The 25,085-nt window shown below is 48.5% G+C and carries 21 protein-coding genes and 1 pseudogene; 7 read left to right on the forward strand and 15 right to left on the reverse strand.

The window, feature by feature from the left end; all coding sequences use genetic code 11:
• Positions 1 to 21 precede the first annotated feature (21 nt).
• Positions 22 to 1,290, forward strand: coding sequence for an MFS transporter (locus tag BM202_RS06075; RefSeq protein ID WP_093824047.1), 1,269 nt, complete (start codon positions 22 to 24; stop codon positions 1,288 to 1,290).
• Positions 1,291 to 1,771: 481 nt separating this feature from the next.
• Here BM202_RS06075 and BM202_RS06080 read toward each other — a convergent pair whose 3' ends face one another.
• Together BM202_RS06080 and BM202_RS06085 are read right to left on the reverse strand one after the other, a co-directional pair.
• Complete coding sequence (locus tag BM202_RS06080; RefSeq protein ID WP_093824049.1) at positions 1,772 to 2,455, reverse strand: YoaK family protein; 684 nt, start codon at positions 2,453 to 2,455, stop codon at positions 1,772 to 1,774.
• A 13-nt stretch (positions 2,456 to 2,468) separates the two neighbouring features.
• On the reverse strand, positions 2,469 to 3,497 hold the full coding sequence (locus tag BM202_RS06085) for a cupin domain-containing protein (protein ID WP_093824051.1): 1,029 nt from the start codon (positions 3,495 to 3,497) through the stop codon (positions 2,469 to 2,471).
• Positions 3,498 to 4,417: 920 nt separating this feature from the next.
• Between BM202_RS06085 and BM202_RS06095 the strand changes: the two genes are divergently transcribed.
• Positions 4,418 to 4,975 (forward strand): cupin domain-containing protein, encoded by a 558-nt coding sequence (locus BM202_RS06095; RefSeq protein ID WP_093825136.1) that lies wholly within the window; start codon positions 4,418 to 4,420, stop codon positions 4,973 to 4,975.
• Between the two features lie 358 nt (positions 4,976 to 5,333).
• Here the strand turns inward: BM202_RS06095 and BM202_RS06105 are convergent, their stop codons facing one another.
• The 3 genes from BM202_RS06105 to BM202_RS06115 form a co-directional block, all read right to left on the reverse strand.
• Entirely contained in the window at positions 5,334 to 5,525 is a 192-nt protein-coding gene (locus BM202_RS06105) for a hypothetical protein (protein ID WP_093824054.1), read from the reverse strand.
• A 161-nt stretch (positions 5,526 to 5,686) separates the two neighbouring features.
• The gene (locus BM202_RS06110; protein ID WP_093824056.1) at positions 5,687 to 6,565 is read right to left on the reverse strand and encodes an SMP-30/gluconolactonase/LRE family protein; all 879 of its coding nucleotides are present in this window, start codon (positions 6,563 to 6,565) and stop codon (positions 5,687 to 5,689) included.
• A gap of 71 nt (positions 6,566 to 6,636) precedes the next feature.
• The gene (locus BM202_RS06115; RefSeq protein WP_093824058.1) at positions 6,637 to 8,853 is read right to left on the reverse strand and encodes a bifunctional alpha,alpha-trehalose-phosphate synthase (UDP-forming)/trehalose-phosphatase; all 2,217 of its coding nucleotides are present in this window, start codon (positions 8,851 to 8,853) and stop codon (positions 6,637 to 6,639) included.
• Positions 8,854 to 9,038: 185 nt separating this feature from the next.
• Between BM202_RS06115 and BM202_RS38680 the strand changes: the two genes are divergently transcribed.
• Complete coding sequence (locus tag BM202_RS38680; protein WP_262507662.1) at positions 9,039 to 9,170, forward strand: hypothetical protein; 132 nt, start codon at positions 9,039 to 9,041, stop codon at positions 9,168 to 9,170.
• A 63-nt stretch (positions 9,171 to 9,233) separates the two neighbouring features.
• On the opposite strand, the gene BM202_RS06120 is transcribed toward BM202_RS38680, so the two are convergent.
• The gene (locus BM202_RS06120; protein ID WP_093824060.1) at positions 9,234 to 9,536 is read right to left on the reverse strand and encodes a hypothetical protein; all 303 of its coding nucleotides are present in this window, start codon (positions 9,534 to 9,536) and stop codon (positions 9,234 to 9,236) included.
• Between the two features lie 403 nt (positions 9,537 to 9,939).
• Positions 9,940 to 10,629 (reverse strand): annotated as a pseudogene (locus tag BM202_RS06125) (glycoside hydrolase family 130 protein); the annotation flags it as partial.
• A gap of 327 nt (positions 10,630 to 10,956) precedes the next feature.
• Here BM202_RS06125 and BM202_RS06130 point away from each other — a divergent pair.
• Both BM202_RS06130 and BM202_RS06135 read left to right on the forward strand, forming a co-directional pair.
• Positions 10,957 to 11,406, forward strand: a complete 450-nt coding sequence (locus BM202_RS06130) for a hypothetical protein (RefSeq protein WP_093824062.1) — start codon at positions 10,957 to 10,959, stop codon at positions 11,404 to 11,406.
• Positions 11,407 to 11,610: 204 nt separating this feature from the next.
• Positions 11,611 to 12,078: an Hsp20/alpha crystallin family protein gene (locus BM202_RS06135; protein ID WP_093824064.1), complete on the forward strand. Its 468-nt coding sequence runs from the start codon at positions 11,611 to 11,613 to the stop codon at positions 12,076 to 12,078.
• 95 nt (positions 12,079 to 12,173) lie between these two features.
• On the opposite strand, the gene BM202_RS06140 is transcribed toward BM202_RS06135, so the two are convergent.
• The 7 genes from BM202_RS06140 to BM202_RS06170 all read right to left on the reverse strand — a co-directional run bounded on the left by BM202_RS06140 (position 12,174) and on the right by BM202_RS06170 (position 20,455).
• Positions 12,174 to 13,418 (reverse strand): hypothetical protein, encoded by a 1,245-nt coding sequence (locus tag BM202_RS06140; RefSeq protein WP_093824066.1) that lies wholly within the window; start codon positions 13,416 to 13,418, stop codon positions 12,174 to 12,176.
• Positions 13,419 to 13,465: 47 nt separating this feature from the next.
• Positions 13,466 to 13,810, reverse strand: a complete 345-nt coding sequence (locus tag BM202_RS06145; RefSeq protein ID WP_245776541.1) for a potassium transporter KefB — start codon at positions 13,808 to 13,810, stop codon at positions 13,466 to 13,468.
• 94 nt (positions 13,811 to 13,904) lie between these two features.
• Positions 13,905 to 14,207: a winged helix-turn-helix domain-containing protein gene (locus BM202_RS06150; RefSeq protein ID WP_093824068.1), complete on the reverse strand. Its 303-nt coding sequence runs from the start codon at positions 14,205 to 14,207 to the stop codon at positions 13,905 to 13,907.
• Complete coding sequence (locus BM202_RS06155; protein WP_093824070.1) at positions 14,204 to 14,830, reverse strand: hypothetical protein; 627 nt, start codon at positions 14,828 to 14,830, stop codon at positions 14,204 to 14,206. Before BM202_RS06155 ends, BM202_RS06150 begins: the two co-directional genes overlap by 4 nt.
• Before the next feature lie 248 nt (positions 14,831 to 15,078).
• The gene (locus tag BM202_RS06160) at positions 15,079 to 17,061 is read right to left on the reverse strand and encodes a response regulator (protein WP_093824072.1); all 1,983 of its coding nucleotides are present in this window, start codon (positions 17,059 to 17,061) and stop codon (positions 15,079 to 15,081) included.
• Positions 17,051 to 18,553 (reverse strand): sensor histidine kinase, encoded by a 1,503-nt coding sequence (locus BM202_RS06165; protein ID WP_245776542.1) that lies wholly within the window; start codon positions 18,551 to 18,553, stop codon positions 17,051 to 17,053. Before BM202_RS06165 ends, BM202_RS06160 begins: the two co-directional genes overlap by 11 nt.
• Positions 18,554 to 18,757: 204 nt before the next feature.
• Positions 18,758 to 20,455, reverse strand: a complete 1,698-nt coding sequence (locus tag BM202_RS06170) for a D-arabinono-1,4-lactone oxidase (protein ID WP_093824074.1) — start codon at positions 20,453 to 20,455, stop codon at positions 18,758 to 18,760.
• A 109-nt stretch (positions 20,456 to 20,564) separates the two neighbouring features.
• Here BM202_RS06170 and BM202_RS06175 point away from each other — a divergent pair, with 109 nt between their 5' ends.
• Together BM202_RS06175 and BM202_RS06180 are read left to right on the forward strand one after the other, a co-directional pair.
• A complete protein-coding gene (locus BM202_RS06175) occupies positions 20,565 to 21,281 on the forward strand; it encodes an SDR family oxidoreductase (protein WP_093824076.1) in 717 nt (238 codons plus the stop codon).
• 171 nt (positions 21,282 to 21,452) lie between these two features.
• Positions 21,453 to 24,371 (forward strand): M16 family metallopeptidase, encoded by a 2,919-nt coding sequence (locus BM202_RS06180; RefSeq protein WP_093824078.1) that lies wholly within the window; start codon positions 21,453 to 21,455, stop codon positions 24,369 to 24,371.
• A 79-nt stretch (positions 24,372 to 24,450) separates the two neighbouring features.
• On the opposite strand, the gene BM202_RS06185 is transcribed toward BM202_RS06180, so the two are convergent.
• Positions 24,451 to 24,939, reverse strand: a complete 489-nt coding sequence (locus BM202_RS06185) for an ankyrin repeat domain-containing protein (protein WP_093824080.1) — start codon at positions 24,937 to 24,939, stop codon at positions 24,451 to 24,453.
• Positions 24,940 to 25,085: the final 146 nt, after the last annotated feature.

Raw genomic sequence — 25,085 nt, forward strand, 5'->3', positions numbered from 1 at the left:
TACAATCAGCGAGCCCTTTTTATGAGCCAGTCTAAATCGACCAGTATCTTTTCGCCCTTTCAGGAAGAGTTGTTTCGGACTCTTTGGGTAGCGGCCTTTATCTCCAATGTGGGAACCTGGATGCAAAATGTAGGGGTAAGTTGGGTAGCCGCCACGCTGACAACATCGCCCTTGATGATCTCATTGATTCAAACAGCCTCCTCCTTGCCTGCCCTGTTTTTTAGCTATCCTGCGGGCGTCATTTCAGACCAGTCGGATAGGCGTAAATTATTAATGGCGCTGCAAGTATTTCTTTTCGTGGTGGTCATGCTTCTTTCTCTCTTCACCGAGATGCACCTCCTTGGCATCCATTTGCTGATTTTTTTCACCTTTTTAATTGGCCTCGGCGCTGCTTTTACAACGCCCATCTGGCAGGCAATCACCCCAGAGGTCATCACGCCAGCCCGATTAAAAGAAGCCATTGCCTTGAATGGGGTCAATTTTAATCTGGCCCGAGCTGTTGGTCCCGCTTTAGGCGGCATCATTTTAACCCTTGGGGGTATTCAATCCATTTTTGTGTTCAATGCCGTCTCCTTCCTGTTCTTAATCGGTGGCCTTTACCGCTGGAAGAATGCTGTTTCACCGGTAAAATCCATTGAGTTTCGAAAAACGGCCATTGCAGGCTTGCAGGCAGCAAACAGATCAAAGCCCTTTCGCCATCTGCTGATCAGAACCATTTCATTCACGGCGTTTGTCAGCATTCTTTTCGCCTTTCTGCCGCAGCTGTCGAAATACGAATGGAAGCAGAATAGCGGCCAGTATACTTGGTTGTGGGTTAGTCTGGGTATTGGCGCTTTGGTGGGGAGCTATTTATACGGCATTGGGAACCGCTATTTAAAAGCGACCCAACTCATATTTTTCAGTTGTGAATTAGTGGCCATATGCCTCTTCCTTTTATCGCTGACGGCCAATTTTTATCTACTCCTTGGTATCTTATTTATAACCGGTATCGGCTGGATAAATGCGACCTCCATGATGAATGTGCTCGCCCAGCAATACTCGCCTACTGAATTGAAAGGGCGCTTTTTGGCCATCAACGTAACGGTATTCCAGGGTAGTATCGCCCTATCGAGTCTGGGTTGGGGCTACTTATCAGAACTGGTTACTACCTTGACGGTACTGAAAATTGCGGCTGTTGGTATGGCTATCGGTTGTGGCATGTTGTTATTCTTTCCCCTAGAAGAAGCGGAGGATGTATCCAGCGAATCGGTTGCTTGCGCCGATCCCTTAGTACAGTTTCATTTACAGTAAAGGGGTGTCTTGTCCGGAAATCAACCGGATGTGTTCGTGGACGATTTTAGTTTAAAATTGAATTACCCCAACTAATTAACTAGTATCGATTAAGTGCCTGACAAGTACAATTAATTGCCCCATTCATTGACCGAAATGGTCAGTTAAAAATGAGGATGGTGTATAGGAAAACAAGCATTTAGAAAGCTAATAAAGTCAGTAACTTGACTTGCATGGAACCGCGTATGTGCGGTGAAATATTTGGTCATCAATCCCTTAATATACGTTGGTTCATGATTAGTCCCATTCCTCCAGTAATTTTTGAGAGGTGGGCCTAATCTTATCACCCAAAAATAATCGAAACTAACTGAGGCTTGAAAATTCCGTTCAAAATTAATTTTGGGCACTTCCGGTCAATTTTCAGGCGATTACAACAATTAAGTAAATTCAAAAAATGGCTGACTGTCAAATAGTTATACTGAGAATATTCCTCAATTAGGCGTTAAGATGTAAATAGTTGGTTTGATTTTTCTTTTCTAAAAAATTTAACGTAATAAATCAGCCAAAGGAGCACCACAAATAGCCAAATAAAAGGCACCCTATTTTTAGGCAAAACGGATAAAGCAGCTCCGGCGAAGTACCCAATGCAAACTACTAATTGACGAGTTGGACGTTTGGTTTGAACTACTTTTTCCTGGCCACGTTTTTCATAAAAAATAGCCATTTCGCTACTGAATAGCTTCGTGATATTCCCTGTTAAAACTAGGGTGGGTGTACTGACGCCTATTTCTTCCGCAAATGCGCCTTGCATGCCCATAGCTACGGTGCTACAAATGATAAGTACAGGTATGGAGAGCGATACAGTAAAGATAAAGCAAAGGGCCAATGCGACTAAAATACTTGCGTGTAAAATGATGATGGATCGTATGGCATTTTTAGTTAGTTTAAGTTGATATAAAATAGTATAGACGACTACAATGCCCAGCACGAAACTGACTAAAGCGACTAGTTTAAGAAAGGCGGCATCTACATGTCCTTTTGAACTATCTATAGCAAATACCACAAAGTTACCGGTCATATTTGCGGGAAAAATGGCACTGAGCTGGTACACAAAGGCATCGGTAATGCCAGCGATTAGGCTTAGCAATCCGGTGGCAATGGTGGTATCATTTTTTAAGGCAGGCATGAACAAAATGGGACTATACTATAAACCGGTCGGCTTTTGGAAATTTAGCAACCAGTGCATCATTGGCCATAAAATTGCCTTTTAATATATCTGAGGGATTGCCGGCAATCCAGGCGCTCAAGTCAATGGATTCGTATTTACCATTGTTAAACCCTATTAAGACAATGAGTACTTCTTGGCCAATGTTTTTGATGTAATGACCGGCGCCCATTGGTACGTAGCCAATATCGCCTTTTTCAAATTCGTCTTTTATGAAGGTTTGTTCGGCCAAAAAAACACCCATTTCTGCTTTGCCTTGTAGGTAATATTGCCACTCATCAGCGTTGGGATGCCAATGCATTTCCCGCATACAGCCCGGCTCAATTTCAAACAGGGTTCCTGTAATAGTAGCGGCAACGGGAAATTCGTTTTGTGAAACGATCCGCTGTGTACCGCAGCCGGGAATGATGATGGGCATTTGGGCTTCTAAGGGATAGCGATGTGTGGTGGTGAGGTCGTTGGTTTTTCGCGTTTGTGCTATGCCATTGTGTACGCTGGGCAATTCGCAGTTGGCAAAATACATTTCTTTTTGTGGAAGCTGAGCTACTTCTGCTTCTGTAATGCCCAGGCATTTTGCGGCCACATCAGCGGGTACTGAACTGATAAAATCGGTTACACTAAAGGTATGGTCTTCGGAGAAATCGCCATTGTCAAAGATTAAAATGAAATGACAGGCTGTTGTACCAACGCATTGTAAGCAATGGCCGAATCCACGGGGAAAATACCAAACATCACCTGTATTGAATAGATCTACATATACGTTTCCCTGGGGGTCGATTAATGTGGTACGCATTTGCCCGTTAACGACATAGCCCCATTCGGCGGCATTTGCGTGCCAATGCATTTCTCGAATGGCTCCGGAGTCTAAGTGCATGCTTACTCCGGCAAGGTTTTGCGAGGCTGGAAATTCTTTAACAGATGCTCCTCGTGTTATACCACCTGGTAATATTTTGGGTTGTTCTTTTTCTAATTGATACTTGAATGATACTGTATTTTGTGACATAATACAAGGTTTTGTTTTAAGTCAAAGAGTACTTTGTTCTATGCTTTTCTTTTTGATAAAAAAATTTAAATCGTTTTTTGCAATGAATCTGTTCATAGTTTTTGGTTGGGGCAAACATAGCGGAAAGGTGAGCAGGTAATCAGTATAAATAGCCGATTTTTCGGTACAATGAGTGGTTTTCGGCTGAACAGATAATCGAAAAATTGACAGAAAATAAGAGCTTAACAGCGTAATGGAGTACTTTGTAACTTATCTTATCCTAAAAATCATTGGGACGTTTAACTGAACGGTATGGAAGGAAGGCTATCAAAAGCTATGCGTAATTTCGTTTGCTCATTTTAACGACCTGAGATAAATCCAAGCCTCGCTGAATTAGATGGGTAAAAGAACAAACCGGTGAATAAAAGACTTCATCAGGTAAGGCGGATATACTGTAGCTTAGTTTATTGTCTGTAAACGGTTATGGATATTCTGACAAAAAGAACGTTATTTTTAGTAACGAGAAGGGAGATAGCAGTAAACGGATTGACCCTCGTTCAATCGGCCTATCACAACCCCCGTAGCTGTTCCTGGCATTATTACGAAAAGCCTTATTTTGCCTTTATCTCTACTGGGCTCATTGAATCTTATAAGCGACAGGAACGAAGCCTGAGCGCGGGTTCTTTGACCTACCATCATAGTCAGGAACCTCACAGCAACAGCTGCTATTCGCCGTACGTATCAGTCCTGCACGTCAATTTTGAGGATGCCTGGTTCGACCGTCTTGATATTCCTAAAGCCAGAAGAATTACTGGAACTCCGCTCGCCCGGGTTGAAGCTATCTTTGCCCGATCTGCCCCTTGATTCTGTTCTATTTTCCTGCTGGAAATGACCGCGATTTCACTCTGGAAACACAACCCCTTCACCATACAGGTACAACTATGAACAGAAACCGATTTATGACAGCCCTCCTCAGTCTGGCAACCACCCCTGTTTTCGCCAGATTTCTAAAACCATTCCAGCGGACCAGAAGCTTTAAAGCCAAGGCTGGCGAAGGCCGATTACACGGCCATATTCAGCTTAAAGGCGTCAACGCGAACGTATTGGATGTGAAAATTTCTGGAAGTGATACGGCGGGTGATCTGGCGATTTTTGAGCAAACGTCGCTATCACCTGGGAAAGGAACACCTTTGCACGTGCATCCCGATCAGGATGAAGTTTTTTATGTACTGGACGGGAAGTATGTCTTTCAGGTAGGTGATGAAAAATATGAATTAAACGTGGGCGAAAGCATCTTTCTGCCTCGCAAAGTGCCTCATGCCTGGACTCAGGTAGCTGACAAAGGCAAAATGATGGTGATTCTCCAGCCAGCGGGTAAACTGGAAAATTTCTTTGTCACGATGGCGGCTCTGGATCATGAACCTTCCAAAGAGGAGGTTGCCAAGATATTCGGTGCCAACCAGATGCAGGTGGTTGGCCCGCCGTTAAAACTTGACTAGGACACGTCGTTACGTTTACTCGTGAATGGGAGCCGCTATTATACCCATGGGCTCTTTACCGACTTATCACGTTCTCACCTGGTTTGGCTTCGTCTAATAACTTCCGGCGTATTGTTGAAAAGGCAAGGTCTGCCATTGGCAGACCTTGCCAGGCGTCAATCCACAGGGTTTGCGTTGGCCTTGGTTGGCTCGACTTTATCCGGATCGCTTTTTTCGGTGGTCTTCTTCGTTGAGCGTTGCCAATTACCTGATTTGCCAGCCCGCCCTTCTCCCTGCTGGTTTTTAGGACTATTGCCGCTGTTACTTTGCGGGGCGTAGTACTTGACAGATTAGTTCATTGCTGTACTGGGTTAACGCTCTATTTATTACGTCCCGATTTGCTGCCTCCCGTTGATCCACCCGCACTTCGGCTGCTTTTTGAGGAACTTTTATGGGAGGTGGAACTACGTCCATTGCCTTTGCTGCCGTGACCGGTTCCATTAACCTGGTTATCGGTAATACGTTGATCTTCGTATTCTTTTTCAACTTTTTCCAGCGTTTTGTCTCCCATGATGTTGGGTACTTAACGGTTAATTAGGATCATTTTTCAGCCGAAAAACCTGAATTTATTGGTAGCTGTTCGACGGACTCAGTCAATAACGAAGTACCGGACCGCTTTTAGGTTTGATCGATGCGTTACAGTCATACCGTTGAGAACGAAAGACAGGTCAGTTAACCAAGCTGTATTTTTAATACGCTACCCGTTAAGGGATAATCGATTAGTTGCTGGTTGGAGGCTCCTTCCCGGGCACTGGTGACGAAGAGGGTTCCATCCGGATGGATGGCTACTTTAGTGGGGTTGACCACCGGAAGTTGAATCGCCTGTAGCAACTGGCCTTCGGCGGAATACTGGCGAATAGTGTCCCCGCCGTAATGCCCCACCCACAGGTTGCCCGCCGAGTCAGTAGTGCCCCCATCCGGGGAGCCCTCATAGGGCCAGCCGAATAACAACGTACCGGTCTTCAATCGACCATCAGCTCCGATAGACATTCGCCAAATGCCTTTTGTGCGACCAGGATGGCCACTGCTTTCCAGGATGTAGAGCGTTTGGCCGTCTGGAGACAGGGCTGGACCATTGGCAACCATAAAGTTACTGACCAGAACGGTCTCGGATAAACGTTGACCAGACGTTGGAAGCGAATACCGAATGATCGCACCTAAAGGCGTTTGTGTCTCCATATCCATAGTGGTCGCATAAAGATTCCCGTCCGTATCCAACGTAGCATCATTGAAGCGAATAGAGGGGTGGTCCGTATCAATGTAGTTCAGCCGCCGGATAGAAAACGTGTGCGTAGGCGGCAGAGTTAACAGGTGTAGACCTGATTGTAAACCGGCCCATAATTGCCCATCGGCACGAGGCAAGACAAAGCCAATCGGTTCGGGCATGAGCCAGCACTGGACCGAGCGCCCCCCGGCCTGAGCAAAGTAGACTTGCTGCCCGACAATATCGACCCACCACAGGCCATTGCGATCTGTGTCCCAGACCGGACCTTCCCCTAACGAGCATTGAGCTTCTACAAAGCAGCTTATTTGAAGATTGTTAGTCTGCATAGCGGATTATTAAAAAAGTACATGGCTAAAAAAAGTGCCGTTCGAGGCTGTATATGGCTGGACGTACCAACCTAGGACGCACCAGCCGGATACGCAGCTTCTGTATGAGCGGTGAATTCAGCTAAAAGAGCCAGGGCCTGTGCTACGCTGTCCAGTCGGTAGTGGGCGTAGGTTGGTTGCGTACCTATTTTGATGGTATATGGGGTTGTACCCACTAATGCAGCGAACATGTCTTCGTCAGTTTGGTCGTCTCCCATGACCAGCATAAAGTCATACGCTTGCGCTGTTGCCCACTGGTAGGCTATTTTTCCTTTATCCGTGTCCGTTCGCTTTATTTCCACTACTTTCTGGCCGTCCAGTAACCGGAGTTCGGTGGGCAACAGATGTTCCAGCAGGTCGATCAGTTCCCGGGACCGGTCAAAGCCCATTCGTTCGCTTACGCCCCGGTAATGCCAGGCCAGAGAGGCTTCTTTTTCTTCAATAAAGGAGCCCTTACACCGGCTGACAAAATCGGCCAGTATTGGCCGTATCGTATCTTTCCAGACCTCATTTGATCCCTCATTCCGATGCCATACGCCGTTCTGTTTGCTGGATGCCCCGTGTTCAGCGACAAGGTTAACCGGCAGATGGCCCAGCCATTTCTCCAGCGTCTGCTCCGGTCGGCCACTGATCACAAGTACGTTGTTCTGAGGGACAGCCGCTAGCGCACGTAACCAATTGAGAACGTCAGGCGTTGGACTGGCCAGCTCCGGGTCCTGCGTAAACTCGACCAGCGTTCCATCGTAATCCAGTACAATTAACCGGGACCTGGCCTGGGCATACTGGTCCAGCAGAATTTGTCTCTCATTGCCTTCCAGGGCAACCGCCTGGCCCGTTTGATCGGCCTGCTGCGTCGTTAGCAAAGCGTCGATAAAGTCATTTGCCCACTGCCTGACATCGTACCCTGAAATTCGAGCCTGCATCGTAATCATGCGTTGCCGTTGCTCGTCGGGCGGCATCGTCAGAGCATACAGCAACCGATCGGCAACCTCGTATTCGTCCAGTGGATTGACTAACAGGGCTTCGCCCAGTTCATTGGCCGCGCCCGTCAGTTCACTCAGGATCAGAACGCCCTGCTGGTCCTGCCGGGAAGCTACAAACTCTTTGGCTACCAGATTCATGCCATCCCGAACGGGCGTAATCAGGGCGATATCACAGGCCGTGTAGAGGGCGACCAATTGAGAAAACGTTACGTCCGAATAGCGGTAAACAATGGGCAGCCAGGTCAACGTACCAAACTGGCCATTTATCCGCCCGACGGCCTGTTCAATCATTTGCTTCCGTTCCCAATACGTTTGAATCTGATCGCGGGAAGGTACGACAACCAGAATAAAGACCAGTTTTTCAATCCAGTCGGGATGTTGCTTTAGCAGCACTTCCAGCGCGTCCAGCCGTTGCATAACCCCCTTTGTGTAATCCAGGCGGTCGACGGAGAAAATTATTTTATCGGGATAGGAACGTTTCAGGTCCAGCCGCTCCTGCACCACCTCTTCATCCGCACTGGCATCATGAAATAAGCTGTAGTTGATGCCAATGGGGAAGGTACCCGTTTGAACCTTCGTTTGAGGAGTCACTATGGTGCCCAGCCGGTGGGAGAAACCCAGACTTAACCGGACCGATTGCAGAAAATGAACCCGGTAGTCGGTAGTATGAAACCCGACCAGGTTAGCACCTAACAGCCCATTGAGCAGGTAAGAACGGCATTTTCCCGGCAACAAGCGGAGGAGTTCGTAGGAGGGAAAAGGGATATGCAGAAAGAAACCGATGGTCGCCGAGGGCTGACTCTGCCGAATCAGCATGGGCAGGGGCAGGAAGTGATAGTCATGCACCCAGACCAGATCATCGGGTTGCAGAAGCTCAACCACTTTGTCGCAAACGGCCTGATTAGCCGCCTTGTAGGCCGTTAGGTAGTCATCGTGGTAGTCAATGTACGCGGGGAAATAATGAAAAAGCGGCCAGAGAACCGAATTCGCAAAGCCGTTGTAAAAGCCCTTATTGGTGGTCTTATCCAGAAAAACCGGTACGTACTCAAAATCATCGTTGACCAGATGCTTATGCTTTTCCCAAACGCGCTGGGAGAAATCCGCACAGCCGACCCAGACGGGTTTCGGAGCCGAAGGCGGCAGGTCCAGCGATTTTACGGCGGTTACCAGCCCGCCCGCTGATGCTTTGACGGATGTCACCCGATTTTCGGTCTTGAACGAGAACGGGAGCCGATAGGAAATAATAATTAAACGATTGTCATTCATAGAAAAGCGGGTAAACGATCAGCTAAAACGTACGGGTTGATTCCTTGCAGGAGACATTGGAAAGGCAGATTAGAATAGGCAGACACCATTACCTTACAAGGTGAAGCTTTACATCCGGTGAAGGCACCTTTACGCTGGAGCCGGAATTTGGCGTGTTAATAAGTTTCAAAACACTGGAAAAGAGTATGGAAAATCAGCAACCTCAGGAGACAACACTGGATCAAACGGATTACGATTTAATAGAATTTCATTCCGCTACCACCGACAATGAAGCAGTCGCCATGGAATCGGGTGTTGAACTGGACGATGATGAATAAGACCGACGGTTGGATTCGCACAGCCAGCGTCTCGCCGGATCGGTCAGGCGCTGGCTACACGGTTTAATCATCTATACCCATCACGGCCGCTTCATATTCATCGGTCCGCTCGCCATCCCCCGATAGGCCCCCGGACAGGCCACCTGCGCCCAGGATGGTGGAATCGTCATCGCTCCATCTCTGCTCATCGTCCTCACTGCTCATTACGTTCTCCGCAGCAACCTTGTTGTCATTATCGCTCATGGCGGCCGTACCCTGTGGCAGGTCGATGGTGTGTTCCTCAGCAGTAGCTTCGTGTTGTAAACCGGCTCCTGTTGGTTCAGCAGCCTGATCTGGGCTATAATACCTACTATGTGGGCTCATCATGATAGTCGTTTCGAATTTAGTACGTCTTCACTGATAGGCATAACCTCAGTTAGGCTGAAAGGGTACAGCGAAGCGCTCTGAAAGTGAGGATTTGAGCCCTTCATACATAGGCTGTGTAAGGTTGTGGTCCAGAACCACCCGACGCGTCAACCTTCGGTAATCAATTAGGGTTGTGTCCTACTCATTTGACTATGTTGCCCATGTACACCATCGCGAAAACAACTGGTAATGGATGTTTTTTTAGCATTACATTGAGAAATCAGGTGTATTATGAGTCAATGGATAATGTACAATGCATGACGAATATATCATATAAAATGCTTTTTTAAAATAGTATAAGCTATTGACAGTTAACTAATTACCTGTGTTGGTTCACTATCAATTGTTCATTTACTTCGTATCGTCAGGCGAAAACGTTTTTGGGAATGTGCGTGATGCGGCAGGCCAGGTCACCTTCTCCCGAAGCGACAACGTAGTGATCACCGGCATCGACAAGTCCCGTTGTAAAAACTACGTCCGATAAATACAGTTGGTCTTTAATGGGTTCGGTCAGCGCCGGATTGGCTTCCAATACCGGTTTGGTATCCTCCAGATGTGGAATTCGGGTTGGATCATGCGCATCCAGCAACGCCCAGAACGTGCGGTAGATACCAACGATTCCCTGCAACTCAACGCCGTGGTAAAGCATCAGCCAGCCTTGATCGGTCGGGATCGGTTGCGTGCTTCCACCCAGTTTCATGGTCGAGGCCGAGCCTTTTCGGGCGCGGATAAACGGTTCATCGAGCGGTTTCCAGTGCAATCCGTCGGGCGATTGGGCAATGTTGATCGTTGGCCCGGCGTAGTATTGACTATCCGGCCAGGTAGCAAAATACAGATCGCCCAGAGGCCGGGTGAGGGCAAAAAACTTTCCGTCGATTTTGCCTTTAAAAAAGACCATATCCTTGTTTTGATGGTCCAGAATGATGCCTTCCATATTGTAGTTAAGCTCATTGGTTGAGGTATACAACGTAGTGAAATGCCGTTCTGAACTTACCGAATAGTTGGTCATGTAATACGTATCGTCAATCCTGGTGATCCGCGCATCTTCAACGCTATATTCCTGATACGTCCGCTGGGTGCAACGGTTTTAAACTGTAGCACGGCTCTAAACGAAAATCATACCTTCAATCGTGAATAGAATTTTTGGACCGCTACTGGCTTACTTAAACTTTTGTGAGGGCCGCTACCTCACTAAAAAGAGAGCTTCCTGAGAAAGCTGGCTGGCCATTGGTTGATGACTGATTGTTACTCACCCCTGCCTTGTACTATGAAAAGCCCAAACGAGTCCTGGTGGCCTATAGATAGGCTCGTTCTCTGTTCATATAGCTGGCTAAGGAGGATAAGACTTTGTGGCTGTATTGGACCCCTAGCTTGCTTACTTTTGGTTGGATGCAACAGACATTCCTTTTCGAATTGGTTTGTCGAAGAAGTCTCAAAACCCAATGCCACAAAGGTTACGGCTGTCCGGCTAACCTCAGATTATACGATTCTGGATGTGCAATTTACCAATCCAGGACAGACCTTTTATACCCACGAAAAACAGGTTTTGCCAATTGGCTACATTTGTGTCAGTTCCGGTGCCAAACTTGTTGCTGCTCAGGGCAACCGGAGTTATTCATTGATCAAGGCCAAAGGCATCCGGACTTTGCCCCATGTAGTCAAGGTAGACCCTTTTGAACAGGTGAGATTTTCGTTGTACTTCGAGCGACTGGATAAAGGAATTGAAACGTTTGATTGGGTCGATACGATAGTGCAGGATACGCATACGTTCCACTATGAATTTCCCGGTTTGTATATTGCCAATCCCGTTGATGGTCCTCCTGTTCGGTAAACCAAAGTGGGCGGGGGGAATTAAAAAGGTGTTGTCTTATCCTTTGTATTTCAGATCCTGTCCGGGTGATAACTGAGGTCAGAAAAAAATGACAAAATGTCATTTTTTTCTGAGTCGTAAAAACGTTACTAGCTTTTGGCATACGGCTTGTTTAGAGGCTTTTTGACACGGTTTTATGTCAAACCTTTAAACCAATTAATTACTATGTCACCTGTAAAATTCAATGGAAACGGACAACTGCCCTCTCTACTGGATGAATTCATGGGCAGAGACATGGACGAATTGTTCAACTTTAACCGCAACTGGCCGGGCATTACCCGCTCCCAGGTAGGCACGCTGGTGCCAGCCGTCAACATTCGGGAAGATGCCGATGGTTACCAAATTGATGTAGCCGCGCCAGGCATGAAGAAGGAGGCCTTTAACCTGAGTCTGCATAACGGCAAGCTCACGGTGTCGACGCAGCAGCAGAACCAGCATGAAGAGCAGGGTCAACAAGGTCAATACACCAAGCGCGAGTTTAGTTATCACGCTTTTTCCCGCTCGTTCTGGCTGCCTGATTCGTGTCAGCAAGACCAGATTCAGGCTCGTTATGAGGATGGTATCCTGCACATTACGTTACCTAAAAAAGAGGAAGCCAAACCAAAGGCGCCTACTCAAATCCAAATAGCATAAGGATGGTTGTTCCTCTGGCTGAGCGTTTAGTCTCAGCCAGAGAACTACCTATTAATAATGAGTATGTTCTGTAAGTAGACAGTGCCTGGAACTCCTCATTTAAAGCCAAACAGTAGCGGAAATAGAAACGTGACGATGATGGCCCATACACTGTAAATGGGTAGGTAATCGGCAATGGCCTTCCCGACTCCAGGTAGGGTGTCCTTCCTTGAAAGAACCCTGAAAAGTTGCGCAGTTACCAACAAAAGATTGAGCAGAATCAACACATTACTACCAAGCACCGCAGCCCTGTTGGGTGTAATGCCCCAGGCTGAAATGCGGAACAAAATGGCCGACAGCGCAATCCCATTCACTATCACGGTTACCGTCGACAGCAGAAAGAGAATCCAAATTTCCGGTAGGCTTTTCGTTGTCTTGGAGGTTTCAGCTACGGAAAAGAAAATGATGGCCATTACACCGATCAGTAATGCATTGAACACCAGCAAAAACTCCCGGTCGTTGTACGGATCTTTGCCCGAATACAGAATGGCTACGAGATAAATGACCAGCATTACTAACACGAGCGGGCTGAATAGTTTAGCCAGTACCGGCGACACTTTACCGACTAATTGCGGATTGGTCTGGGTGAGGTAGGTGCCAACAATGGGTGCGGCAGGAAGGCCGAAAACGACCACGTTTTCGAAATAAAACGTTTCAATCTTAAAGCCGATTAGCTTGAAAAGACCCAGGGTTATGGCGGTCATAATGCCGCCTGCGATCAGAATGAGCGTTGTCATGACGATGAGGTCGCCGTTATACCGTAAGTAGCTGAGCCGCTTCTCTTCATTATTTCGGGTCTCGCCAACAAACGCAACACCCAGTATCGACCAAAGGAATAAAAGGAGATGAATGCACGATAAAAGTAGTGTGTCGCTCTTTTTAACATCGGGAAGGAAATTGATAAATAGCAGACCAGTGAGGGTTAGGCCAGCTATAACCGCCATGGTGCGGGTTGATACGTTATTCTTCCACGCGAAGTAGGCCGTTAGTACCGGAAAAATGATAAAGCCGATGTTTCTGGGGTAGAAAAATTCCTGGTTTATGGCCAAAAACGTTGGCAGCTTGGCGATAAGCCCGGCCACCAGCGAAGCCACGATCACAAGGGCTAGTTCACGGCCTGTGCCCCAGCTAAGCTCATCGGGTTCGTAATTGAGTCGTTCATGCCAGCCGTCAGCCAGTAGGTTCCCTTTCAGCTCCGGATAGAGTGTACGGAACGCCCGTTGAAAAGAGGCCTTGTTCGCCCGGTACATTTTTTCAAGTTGCCCGGGGTCATCTAGGTAGATGCGTATTTGCTCTTTCATGAGTTTATAAGTGAATAGTTTCTTGAAAGTCAACTAGTTAGTGTCGTTTAGTTCCACAAAGTTCCGTCTAAACCCAGAACAAAGCCAATCCATAAACCGATAAGGCAGACCAGTACACTGACGATAATAGCAATTGCCTTGTTTATACCGAACTGCTTCTGAAAATGACTAATGAAGTAAGTACATAACCCTCCGATGGCTCCGGCTAAAGGAACAATGAGCAGGGGCCTGATCATCCATAGCTTTCCCCAGCCAGGATTCGGTTCTCTAACTGAAAGCAGAAAAAGTGAGATCAGAATTAAGCCAATCCCGGCGCCTATCGCCATTCGTTTACCTGGTGAAGCCGGATGAATCGGCGGTGTCGTTAACTTGTTGCTCTGTGTCATGGTCATTTGGTTTTAAGCGTTATAAACAGTTTTGAACGGTTTCATTAAAGTCACTTTGAATTTCAAAGTGAGTAAGTAAAAAAAAGCCGTTATCACCCAGCTATTCAGCAACTCCCTTTATTAGTTTTTCCAGGGCATTTAGGTGATCGCTGAACGCTTTCCGGCCAAGCTCGGTAGCGGCATAACTGGTGTTCGATTTTTTGTCAACAAATGATTTTTCTACCCGAATAAACTCGTCTTTCTCCAGAGCTTTCAGGTGGCTTGCCAGATTGCCATCCGTCACATCCAGAAATTCCTTCAGTGAATTGAAATCAAGCGTATGATTAACCGCCAGGGCCGCCATAATGCCGAGCTTGATCCGGCTTTCGAATGCTTTATGTAAACCATGGATCGATATCTTCACCTTTCGTACCGGTAATGCATATAAATACCATACATAATATGGGCTACGCCAAAGCCTAACGCCCAACACACCAACCCGTACTCAACGTAGTAGGCGCTCAATAACCCCAGCCCTATCTGGATAAGCCCTAAACTTTTCACTTCTTCATACGTGAACTGGCTGGCATTATACAAGGCCAGGCCATAAAACAGTAACGCAACCGGGGCCAGTAAGCCGATCAGTCCTTTCCCGATTAAAATAAGGAGTAGAAGTCCACCGGCAAGTAGCGGAACGGCCATATTGATCAGAAGCCGCCTGACGATAGCATTCCAGAGTTTTTCCCTCCGTTTCGTCGCCTTATTATAGGAAAGCAGAATCGCTGTACCGATTGCCAGTACCAGAATGAGGCTGGCCAAACCAATCACCTTCACTAAACCAGCCGATGACCCACCTGATTGGGCTGGACTATAAACCAGTTCGTCAGGGTTGAAATCGAGCACTGCATAGGCAATGTAGGCGCCTGCCAATGCATAAAGGCCCGCCATTATCCCTGCCCAACCGGCGAGCGACAGAAATTTGGAAGATCGCTCCATGATGGAACGTATCTGTGCTATATCCCGAATATAATCCTGCTCTTCTTGCATTTAAAAGCACTTTGAATTTCAAAGTAAAGATAGAAATTACAGTTATGCAAGCGTTGCCAGAAATTTTGATAGTTAATGTCGAAAATTTTATGATTCCCCCGCTCATCCTTCTTATTCAGCGATTTAGTCGGATTCTGATACAAGATCAGCGAGAGGAATTTGCTATTGGATGACAAAGCGGGTCTAACCGAACAACGCTGAGTAGATAGACAACCAGAATGGTAAAATAGGACCCAGTTAACGTAGTATCAGACCGTTACGGAACTGGCGAATTCTTTAGGAGTCACCTGATAGACTTCCTTGAAGCATTGACCGAAGTAAGAAGGTGTCTCGAAACCCACCATATAGGCCGTTTCTGATACACTATGCCCAGCCCGAAGCAGATCAGCCGCCTTACGCAGGCGGTACTGCCGGATCAATTCATTGGTCGATAACTGGGTGAGCGAATGTACTTTACGTAGCAGTGTCTTGCTGCTCATCATCATAATCCCGGCTAATCGTTCGACATTAAGCGACGAATCGTCCAGGTGCGTCTCTAAGGCGGTGTAAAGCGTTTTGAGCCAGCCCGTCTGTACGGTTTCCAGGGGTTGAGGCAATTCATGCTTTACCAATTGCTGCTGATAAAGCGTTCGTAACCGCTGCTGGCGGGTGATCAGATTGCGTAACCGAAGCGATAGTTCTTCAAACTGGAATGGCTTGGTGAGGTAGTCGTCGGCGCCCTGCCGTAAACCGGCCAGTCGGCTGTCGCTGGCCGCTTTGGCGGTCAGGAGAATGACCGCGATATGGTCCGTAGCTGGCGTAGTTTTAATATAATGGGTTAGCTCATAGCCGTCCAGGCCCGGCATCATGACATCCGAGATGACAATATCGGGCAACTCAGCCTGAATCAATTGCCAGCCCAGATCGCCGGTAGCAGCTGTCATTACCCGATACTGATGGGCCAGTTCATGCGACAGAAAGGACCGGAGCTCGTCGTTATCCTCCACCACCACCACAAGCGGAGCGTCGGCCGCGACAGTATCATCAAGTGGGCTGTCCTCCTGTTTGATGGGTGACGCCGGAAACCAGTCCCACAAGGCCAGCGTATCGTCAACGGGTTCTTCGTCCGCCGATAAGCACTCCATCGGTAAGGTAACCGAAAATAAGCTTCCCGAGGGCGTCGTCGCCGTGCCTATAGTGCTCTGTACCGATACGTTACCCCCCATCAGTTCGGCTAGCTCTTTCACCAGCGACAGGCCGATGCCCGTGCCACTTTGCAGCCGCTTGGTCGATGGGTCTACCTGATAGAATCGATCGAAGATGTACGGTAAATTGCTGGCTGGAATGCCAACGCCACTATCCGAAACGGTTAATCGAATACCAGCATCCGCTTCTAGCTGAACCACAATATACCCTTCCTGATGATTGGCTCTCGCCGTGAATTTGATCGCGTTTGCAATCAGGTTATACATAATTTGCCCTACTTTCTCCGCATCGAATAACCAGGTGCCCATTACGTCGGTGTGGTAGGTTAGCAGAATTCCCTGTTGATCGGCCAGCGGGATAAACGCCTGCACCAACTGCTCAAAAAACTCCCGTAAATTACCCGGCTTTGCGTATACTTCAAGGTGACCGGTTTCGAGTTTTGCCAGATCCAGGAGCTGATTGATCAGGCGCAGCAGGTGGCGGGCGTTTCGCTCAATAGATAGCAGATCCCGGTACGTTCGCTGGCTTTCGTCCTGTTCACTCATCAATCGCTCAACGGGTGATAAAATGAGGGTTAACGGTGTGCGGAATTCGTGGGTTATGTTGTCGAAGAGCCGGGTTTTAAGTTCGGCAATTTGCTGCAAATGAACCGACTGGCGAAGCTGGCTAACGTGCAGGGCCGTTTTCTGAATCGTCAGCTCGAGATCGCCCATATTGATCGGCTTAAAGACGAAGTCGAAGGCCCCCCGATTCATGGCCGCCCGAACATTGTTCATGTCGCCGTAGGCCGATACCATCACGGCCCGGCCATTGGGGAGCAGATTCGGAAGGTAGCCCAGCAACGTTAGCCCGTCCATATCCGGCATGTTGATATCGACCAGCAGTACGTCAAAGTCGGCCTCTGTCTGGAGCATTTCCAACGCCTGCCGCCCACCCGAAGCAAATCGAAACTGGTAGGCGCCTTCCTGAATTTTATGGCGAAACAGTTGCTGAATCAGCGATACAATATCCTCTTCATCATCAACAACCAGTATTTTAGTACTCATTCACCGTTGGCGTTAAACGTTGGGTTTCTGCCGCGAGACTTACGGGCAGACGGATAATAAATTCAGCGTACTCGCCCTCAGTCGAGTTGACCATTAACTCACCGCCGTGTCCTTTAGTGATGATATCATAACTTAATGACAACCCTAATCCAGTCCCTTGTCCGGTGGGTTTGGTCGTAAAAAAAGGCTGAAAAATCTTCTCGATCACCGCCGGACTTATGCCCGAGCCGTTATCCCGCACTTGTAACGTTACCCAATTATTGGCGCGCTGGGTAGTAACGGTAACTTCGGGCTGATACGTCTCGTCGGTGAGCTGCTGTTTTTGCGCTACCGCATAGAACGCATTATTGAAAAGATTCAACAGCACCCGGCCCAATTCCTGAGGAATCCCGTCAATCCGGCCAATGGACGGATCAAAACTCGTCGTTAGTTTGGCATTGAACGTATTATCCTTGGCGCGTAAACCCTGGTACGTTAACCGCAGGTATTCTTCCGCCAGCGCGTTCAGGTTGGTGGGTCGTTTCTCGCCAACCTCCGTACGGCTGTGGTCCAGCATGCCTTTTATGATGGATTCTGCCCGTCGTCCGTGGTGCGCGATTTTTTGTAGATTATCTTTCAGAAAACCCGCCAGTATTTTCACGTCGTCCGGGTGATTTGCCTCAAGCTCTTCCTGAAGTTCCTTGATTAATTCACCCGACACCTCCGAGAAATTATTGACGAAATTGAGCGGATTTTGAATCTCATGCGCAATGCCAGCCATCAATTCCCCCAGCGAAGCCATTTTCTCTTTCTGTACCAACTGCATCTGAGCGGCCTTCAACTCAGCCAGCGATTGCCGGATTTGCTCGTTTCGCCGGATCAGTCGATTTTCCTGCTGCATATTCTCGATCCGAAAGATATACACCACCAGAAACAGCGTCAGAATAAACAGAAACAGGTTCACGTCGTGGACATTCGCTGACTCGGGTGTATGCCACAAAGGTGAAATAACGGTTTGGGCGTACCGGACGAGGAAAAAAGCCACTACGTTCAGGATGAATAAAAACGCGATTGGTTTTATGTTCCGAAAAAACAGCATTGGCATAATGCTGGCCGTGATCAACAAATATTCGCTACCGTCATTTTGTTTGGCGATGGGGATGAGCGTATATAAAAAGGTGTTTTGCAGAATCATGTAATAAGACGCTGCCGTATACCGCCGGTAATAGTTGAGCAGGGCCGGTTCGAAACTGATCATGAATGCCAGCACGGCAAACCAGAAGGTAGGCCGGTCGGGCGATACCAGAAACGCCAGCATGTAGGAAAAGTACACGCTAAGCCCTATGGCCGTAATGCCATTGAGGACGCGAACGCGCTTACGTTCCCAAAGCGATAGATCGTTATGTACGCCAATATTTATCCAGCGTTCCCAATGATGCGATAACCACTGAAAAGGTGTTTTTGTGATTACCTGGGGCGGTTGATCTGGTGTTTTAGTAACGATCGAATCCATGAACAGTTTTGAGGAAGGAAACCCGATCACAAATTAGATAAAATAGGGCTAAATTGTTAACAAACGAGCTGACGTACTGTTAGAAACTTGACGCTATCAGTACATCAACCCGTTGATTTTGAAGCAATACGAGCCCTTTTCTTTGGGCTCCTTCCACATCTTTTGGGACTACTTCTGGCACGAGCCAATGCTCGCGCCAGCTAGCTATAGCCCCAGGTGCTGTTGCCAGTACGTTGTCAGGAAGAGATTATACGGATCGCGTTGAGCACGTAGCGCCAGCACATCGTCCCATTTCGGGTATAGGCTGCGGAGATACGATACGCCCTGAGCCCCGTCTGGAGCCGGTAGGAATTTACCCCAGTGCGGCCGGAAATCAAACGGAGCCAGTAGCTCCCAGAATTGCTGGTAATAATCCTGGGGCGTGCCATCGGTATTGTTGGCAAACCAGAACACGTCAATCCGGATCACGTCAATGTTGTAGGCTGGACTCATCCAGAAATCGCTTTTGCGACCCGCGTAGATTTCGCAACAGAACGTACCGGCCCGCTCGGGATGGCTGGCGTCGGCATAAAAATCACGTAGCGTTGTCATGACGACTTCGGTTTTGTCGAGCGGAATCCAGAGTTCCGTAAACCAGACGGGAAACAGTTGATCGCTCATCTGATTATCCATCGGCAGAATTTCCCACCACACATCGGTGAAGGACTGTACGGGCGTTGGCAGCGTAACAAAAACATTGAGAATTTCTTCCATGATTTTAGGCTGTAGCTTTTTGCCAGTTTCGATCAGGAAGTCCCGAAGAATTTTATCATCACCCGTAAATGTATTAATCCAGGATTGCCATTGGCCGAGTGCCGTGAAAATCATATCGGCCCCCGCCGTAGCGATGGTTGGCGACCCGAAAATATAGGGTACTTCTTTGTAAGGGACCGGGAAAACGGCGGGTTCGTTGGCGGGGTCCGTGCGGTTCGCCTGCCAGACCACCATGCGTTCCATACCCGGCTGAGGCCACCAGATTATACGGCTATATTCACCCTTGTGCTGCTGTGGGTCAGGCAGCCCCCGGAAGAAATTGGCCAGACTAAGCCGTTTGGCATCACCTGGTCCGAACAGATCGATGCTGCAATCGGTAGGGGTGCTTACGGTTTCGGTTCCGGTAATATCGAAGGTCGGTTCACACTGAAACACGACCTCCGTTACGATGCCCAGCAGGCCCCGATGTGCAAACGCCAGCGCATAAAATGGATCATCAGGATTGGCGGGCGTTGGGCGTGTATACGTATTGGTTTCTACACCGTTGGGGCCGTGATGCATGATGCGTACGGAAACAACGGCGCTTTCGAATGAATACAAGACCGAACCACCCGATGAGCCGGTTGCCATAAACCCGCCAACTGTCTGGTGACTAATGCCGCCCAAGTCGGGCAATGCCCAGCCGGTAGAACCGATGCGTCGGCCTTCGTTGGGACCATCCAGCGCAGTCGGGTCGATCTGGTAAAGCAGCGAATTCTCGACGGTCGAGACACCCGTGGGGTCGAACGGATCGTAGCCAAGATGACAACCGGCCTGCACGTTTACAAGGCCAGTTGTTGCGTCGAAGTTAACATTGGCTAAGTACGCCAGAATGATAAACAGCGAGTTGGGGGCCGCTTCTTCCTGGCCAATAAGCGGAAAAGAGTGGGCCGCCCCGCGCACAACCACTTTCAGATTTTGCTGGCAGGCGTATTGCAACAGTGTCGAAATGTCGTCTTCGGTTTTTGGCAGGTAATACGTTACGTTGTTAATCTGTTTAGTTTCAATAGAACCAATGTCGATCATGATTGGATGGATTTTGTTAAAGAGGTGAACAGATAGTAAAGGGTCGGAGGCCAGAACTTTACCCAGATACTGAACGAGATACATTAAGTTTAGGTAGACTTGTCAAACGACCGCGCTTGCTTCCTGCGAAAAACCTTTAGGTCGGCTTCGGCGTTATCGGCGAAAGCTAATTTCAACTCAGTAAACGGTTCTCATGGCAGACAGTATCAAAACGGCGCTCATCACGGGCGGCTCAAAAGGCATTGGTTACGGCATTGCCGAAGTACTCATCAACGACGGTATTAAAGTAGCGATTACCAGTCGCTCATCGGTAGCCGCCGAATTAGCTGCGGCTAAACTCAACGAAATTAAGCCCGGTTATGCGCTGGGACTTGCCGCCGACGTGCGTGATCTGGCATCGCAGCAAAAGGCGGTCGATACCGTGTTGGCACAGTGGGGGCAGTTGGATTACGTTATTGCCAACGCGGGTGTTGGGCACTTTGCGTCCATTCAGGAATTGACGCCCGAGCAATGGAACGAAACGATAGACATTAACCTGACCGGCGTCTTTTATACTGCCAAAGCCACGCTGGAGGCACTCAAGAAATCGGAAGGGTATTTCATCACCATTGCAAGTCTGGCGGGTACGAACTTCTTCGAGAAAGGTGCTGCTTACAATGCCAGCAAGTTTGGCCTGGTCGGTTTTTCGCAGGCCATCATGCTCGACCTACGTAGCGAAGGCATCAAAGTGACAACCATTATGCCCGGTTCGGTAGCGACTTACTTCAATGATCACGAACCCAGCGAAAAAGACGCCTGGAAAATTCAGCCTGAAGACATTGGCCAGATCGTCGCCGACCTCATTCATATGCCTGCCCGTACCTTGCCCAGCAAGATTGAAGTTCGCCCAACACGACCGGGCGGGAAGTAATTGGTTTCGGGGAAGCCAGTGCAATAAACCAGTCATTAACAAAACCTTGCTCATTGACCGTGACGCATCACGGTCAATGAGCAAGGTTTTGCCGTTTATCCCAAAAGGTTGACTGTCAATTGGAAATAGTCTTATCTTGGTGCTAACGCTAATTTCTTGTAAGAGTCCAATATGAAAAAAGTTACCGTTTACCTATCAATGCTGCTGGCCTGGCTGGTGACAGATAGCGCGTATTCGCAAACCAAATTAGTTGAGAAAGTAACCCGAAAAGGGAATGAACTCCTGATTCCCTTTGAGAAATACGTATTGCCCAATGGTCTGACGCTGATCGTTCACGAAGACCACTCTGACCCTGTCGTGCATGTCGATGTAACGTATCATGTAGGGTCGGCCCGGGAGGAAATCGGCAAGTCGGGGTTTGCCCACTTTTTCGAGCATATGATGTTTCAGGGGTCCGACCACGTCGCGGACGATGAACATTTCAAGATCGTTACCGAGTCGGGTGGTACGTTAAACGGGTCTACCAACCGCGATCGTACGAATTACTTCGAAACGCTGCCGAGCAACCAGCTCGAACGGGCAATCTGGCTCGAAGCCGACCGCATGGGGTTTCTGCTGGATGCGGTGTCGCAGAAAAAATTCGAGAACCAGCGCGCAACGGTCAAGAACGAGCGGGGCCAGAACTACGATAACCGACCCTATGGTCTGGCGGGTGAATACGTTGCTAAAAACCTGTTTCCCTACGGTCATCCCTACTCGTGGCTGACCATCGGCTATATTGAAGACCTGAATCGGGTTAACGTGAACGATCTGAAAAACTTTTTCCTGCGGTGGTACGGTCCTAATAATGCGGTGCTGACCATTGGTGGAGACATAACACCGAAGCAGGTATTGCCGCTGGTAGAGAAGTATTTCGGCGCTATCCCCCGCGGCCCTGAAGTGACCAAAACGCAGGTGCCGACACCTGTTTTAGACAAAGACCGCTACGTATCCTACGAAGACAATGTCCGGTTTCCGATGCTTCAGATGGTCTTTCCAACGGTGCCGAATTTCCACCCCGACGAAGCGGCTCTCGATGCACTGGCCGAGATTCTGGGCGGGGGCAAGAGTTCGCTCTTCTACAAGAACTTTGTGAAAAATCAGTTAGCTGTTCAAGCGAATGCATCGCACCCGGCAACAGAACTGGCTGGCCAGTTTACCCTAACGGTGCTGCCTTTTCCAGATAAGCGGTTAGATAGCACGGAGGCCATCATCCGCCGGACATTGGCCGAATTTGAACGCCGGGGCGTTACGGACGATGACATTGCACAAGTTGCTGCCACCCGAGAGGCTCAATTGATTGACGGCCTGTCCAGCGTGTCTGGTAAAGTATCGCAGTTAGCTCAGTTTCAGACTTTACTTGGGGAGCCTAACTACCTGCCTCAGGAGCTTAAACGCTACCGGGATGTAACGAAAGCCGACGTAATGCGCGTATACAATCAATATATCAAAGGAAAGCACGCGGTAATTCTGACGGTTTACCCAAAGGGAAAATCGGAGATTGTGGCGAAACCCGACAACTATACCGTTTCGACAGCGGGCTACAAAGCGCCTGATTATGGCTACAATGGATTGACCTATGCCAAAGCGAAAGATTCGTTCGATCGGAGCAAAAAACCCGGACCCGGCCCCAATCCAGCGCTGAAAGTGCCGCCGTTCTGGACCGATAAACTGCCAAATGGTCTGAAGGTTATTGGTACCCGCAACGACGAAATTCCGACCGTAACGATGTTGTTCACCATCAAGGGGGGGCATTTGCTGTCGGCCAACGACCCATCGAAAGCAGGTATTGCTCAACTAACGGCTGCGCTGATGAACGAAGCCACCCAGCATTATTCCAACGAAGAACTGAATGTGAAACTGGAGAAATTAGGGTCCAGCATCAGCGTTCGGGCGGGCAGCGAGGATATTAACATCACGGTTGAGTCAATGACCAAGAATCTGGATTCGACACTGGCCTTGGTGGGAGAGAAACTCCTGCACCCCAAGTTTTCGCCCGACGATTTCGATCGGCTCAAGAAGCAGCAACTGGAACTCATTGCGAATCAAAGCACGCAGCCAGTCGTCATCGCCAATAAAGCGTACAACCAACTGCTTTATGGCGCCGGGAACATTCGGTCGATTCCAGTTAGTGGTACGGCCAAAACGGTGGAATCTATCACGCTCGACGACGTAAAGGCGTTTTATCAGCGCTACGTATCGCCGTCGGTAACGAATCTGGTTATCGTGGGTGATGTGGAACAGGCGGCTGTATTGCCCAAACTGGCGTTCCTGAACAAATGGGCTGCTAAGCCGGTAATGATGCCCAAGCTAGTGTCGGCGAAAAAGATTGATAAAACGAGAATTTATCTGATTGATAAGGAGAAAGCGGCTCAGTCGGAGATTCGAATCGGCTATCTGACGGATATGCCTTACGATGCGACAGGCGAATACTACCGGACAGGCCTGGCTAACTACATGCTTGGCGGGGCGTTCAGCAGCCGTATCAATATGAATCTGCGCGAAGACAAAGGCTGGACCTACGGCGCTCGGTCGGGATTTTCGAGCACGAAAACGCCCGGGCCATTTACGGCGCAGGCCGGCGTCAAAGCAGCCGCTACCGATAGCTCGGTGGTGGAATTTGTCAAAGAAATTACGAACTACGGTAAGACGGGAATTACCGATTCGGAACTGACATTCGTAAAAAGCTCACTCGGTCAGGTTGACGCACTGAAATACGAGACTTCCCTACAGAAAGCGTTTTTCCTGGGTCGCATTATTGAATATGATTTGCCGAAAAACTTTGTGGAACAGCAGAGCGCGATCCTCAAAAATATCACTAAGGAGGAAATCAACGCCATTGCCCGGAAACACCTGCCGGTCAGCAACATGATTATTGCCATAATTGGAGATAAGGCGCTTATTAAACCCGGTTTAGAGCGACTAGGCTATGAAATTGTCGAGTTAGACAAGGAAGGTAATCCCGCAACTACAGCTACCACGGCGGCTCCTGCCCCCGCTAAAGCCGGGTCTTCGTCGGACAACGCTCCGGCTAAGAAAAAGATAGAGTAAATGACGTTGACTTTTCGACAGGCTAAAACAGGAGTAAAGAATAAAAAAAACCTGTTTTAGCCTGTCGAAAAAATAAGAATTACCGCTCAGCAAAGAGCTTGCTGGCTTCTTCGTTTTTCTGCTGATGTGCCAGGGCAGGCGCTGTCAATCCTTTTTCATCCTGAATGGACGTATCGGCTCCGTGATCGAGCATGATTTTTACCAGCTTATTCCGGCCAAACAACGTAGCAAACATCAATGCGGTGCTACCGTTGCTATTTTGCAGGTTCAAATCGGCACCGTGTTGAATCAGTAGTTCGGCAATATCCTCGTAGCCTTTAAAACAAATGCCCATCAGCGCCGTGTTGCCGCTAGCATCCTGTGCGTTTATTTCGGCGTTGGCGTCTAGCAGCGCTTTTGCCGCTTCCAGATGACCTCCATAGGTTGCCACAACCAGGGGTGTAAAGCCTTTGTCATTTTTCATGTTGACATCTACGCCCTTGCTGATCAGTTCGTTAAGTTGCGCTACGTCGCCTTTACGGGCAGCATCGAAAAGGGAATATTCAGGTGGGATTGAATAGAAAGACATAATGAATAGAATATGTTTAGTGGACCTACGTGAACCAGACTTCCAAGCTGGAAACAATTGATCTGTAGCCCTTGTTCTGCTACAAATCAACGTTTATCGTAGAACAAAATTGGTCAAAGCTAACGCTTTTGCCCTAACACACAGGC

The sequence above is a fragment of the Spirosoma endophyticum genome (assembly GCF_900112365.1).
Taxonomy (GTDB): domain Bacteria; phylum Bacteroidota; class Bacteroidia; order Cytophagales; family Spirosomataceae; genus Spirosoma; species Spirosoma endophyticum.

What these genes read in the sequence shown, in the direction of transcription:
- BM202_RS06165 (WP_245776542.1), bottom strand. Translation starts at nt 18,553, where the DNA reads ATGGATTCGATCGTTACTAAAACACCAGATCAACCGCCCCAGGTAATC.
- BM202_RS06115 (WP_093824058.1), bottom strand. Translation starts at nt 8,853, where the DNA reads ATGAATGACAATCGTTTAATTATTATTTCCTATCGGCTCCCGTTCTCG.
- BM202_RS06105 (WP_093824054.1), bottom strand. Translation starts at nt 5,525, where the DNA reads ATGGGAGACAAAACGCTGGAAAAAGTTGAAAAAGAATACGAAGATCAA.
- BM202_RS06185 (WP_093824080.1), bottom strand. Translation starts at nt 24,939, where the DNA reads ATGTCTTTCTATTCAATCCCACCTGAATATTCCCTTTTCGATGCTGCC.
- BM202_RS06160 (WP_093824072.1), bottom strand. Translation starts at nt 17,061, where the DNA reads ATGAGTACTAAAATACTGGTTGTTGATGATGAAGAGGATATTGTATCG.
- BM202_RS06110 (WP_093824056.1), bottom strand. Translation starts at nt 6,565, where the DNA reads ATGCAGACTAACAATCTTCAAATAAGCTGCTTTGTAGAAGCTCAATGC.
- BM202_RS06135 (WP_093824064.1), top strand. Translation starts at nt 11,611, where the DNA reads ATGTCACCTGTAAAATTCAATGGAAACGGACAACTGCCCTCTCTACTG.
- BM202_RS06095 (WP_093825136.1), top strand. Translation starts at nt 4,418, where the DNA reads ATGAACAGAAACCGATTTATGACAGCCCTCCTCAGTCTGGCAACCACC.
- BM202_RS06170 (WP_093824074.1), bottom strand. Translation starts at nt 20,455, where the DNA reads ATGTATCTCGTTCAGTATCTGGGTAAAGTTCTGGCCTCCGACCCTTTA.
- BM202_RS06155 (WP_093824070.1), bottom strand. Translation starts at nt 14,830, where the DNA reads ATGCAAGAAGAGCAGGATTATATTCGGGATATAGCACAGATACGTTCC.
- BM202_RS06080 (WP_093824049.1), bottom strand. Translation starts at nt 2,455, where the DNA reads ATGCCTGCCTTAAAAAATGATACCACCATTGCCACCGGATTGCTAAGC.
- BM202_RS06140 (WP_093824066.1), bottom strand. Translation starts at nt 13,418, where the DNA reads ATGAAAGAGCAAATACGCATCTACCTAGATGACCCCGGGCAACTTGAA.
- BM202_RS06120 (WP_093824060.1), bottom strand. Translation starts at nt 9,536, where the DNA reads ATGATGAGCCCACATAGTAGGTATTATAGCCCAGATCAGGCTGCTGAA.
- BM202_RS38680 (WP_262507662.1), top strand. Translation starts at nt 9,039, where the DNA reads ATGGAAAATCAGCAACCTCAGGAGACAACACTGGATCAAACGGATTAC.
- BM202_RS06085 (WP_093824051.1), bottom strand. Translation starts at nt 3,497, where the DNA reads ATGTCACAAAATACAGTATCATTCAAGTATCAATTAGAAAAAGAACAA.
- BM202_RS06175 (WP_093824076.1), top strand. Translation starts at nt 20,565, where the DNA reads ATGGCAGACAGTATCAAAACGGCGCTCATCACGGGCGGCTCAAAAGGC.
- BM202_RS06145 (WP_245776541.1), bottom strand. Translation starts at nt 13,810, where the DNA reads ATGACCATGACACAGAGCAACAAGTTAACGACACCGCCGATTCATCCG.
- BM202_RS06180 (WP_093824078.1), top strand. Translation starts at nt 21,453, where the DNA reads ATGAAAAAAGTTACCGTTTACCTATCAATGCTGCTGGCCTGGCTGGTG.
- BM202_RS06075 (WP_093824047.1), top strand. Translation starts at nt 22, where the DNA reads ATGAGCCAGTCTAAATCGACCAGTATCTTTTCGCCCTTTCAGGAAGAG.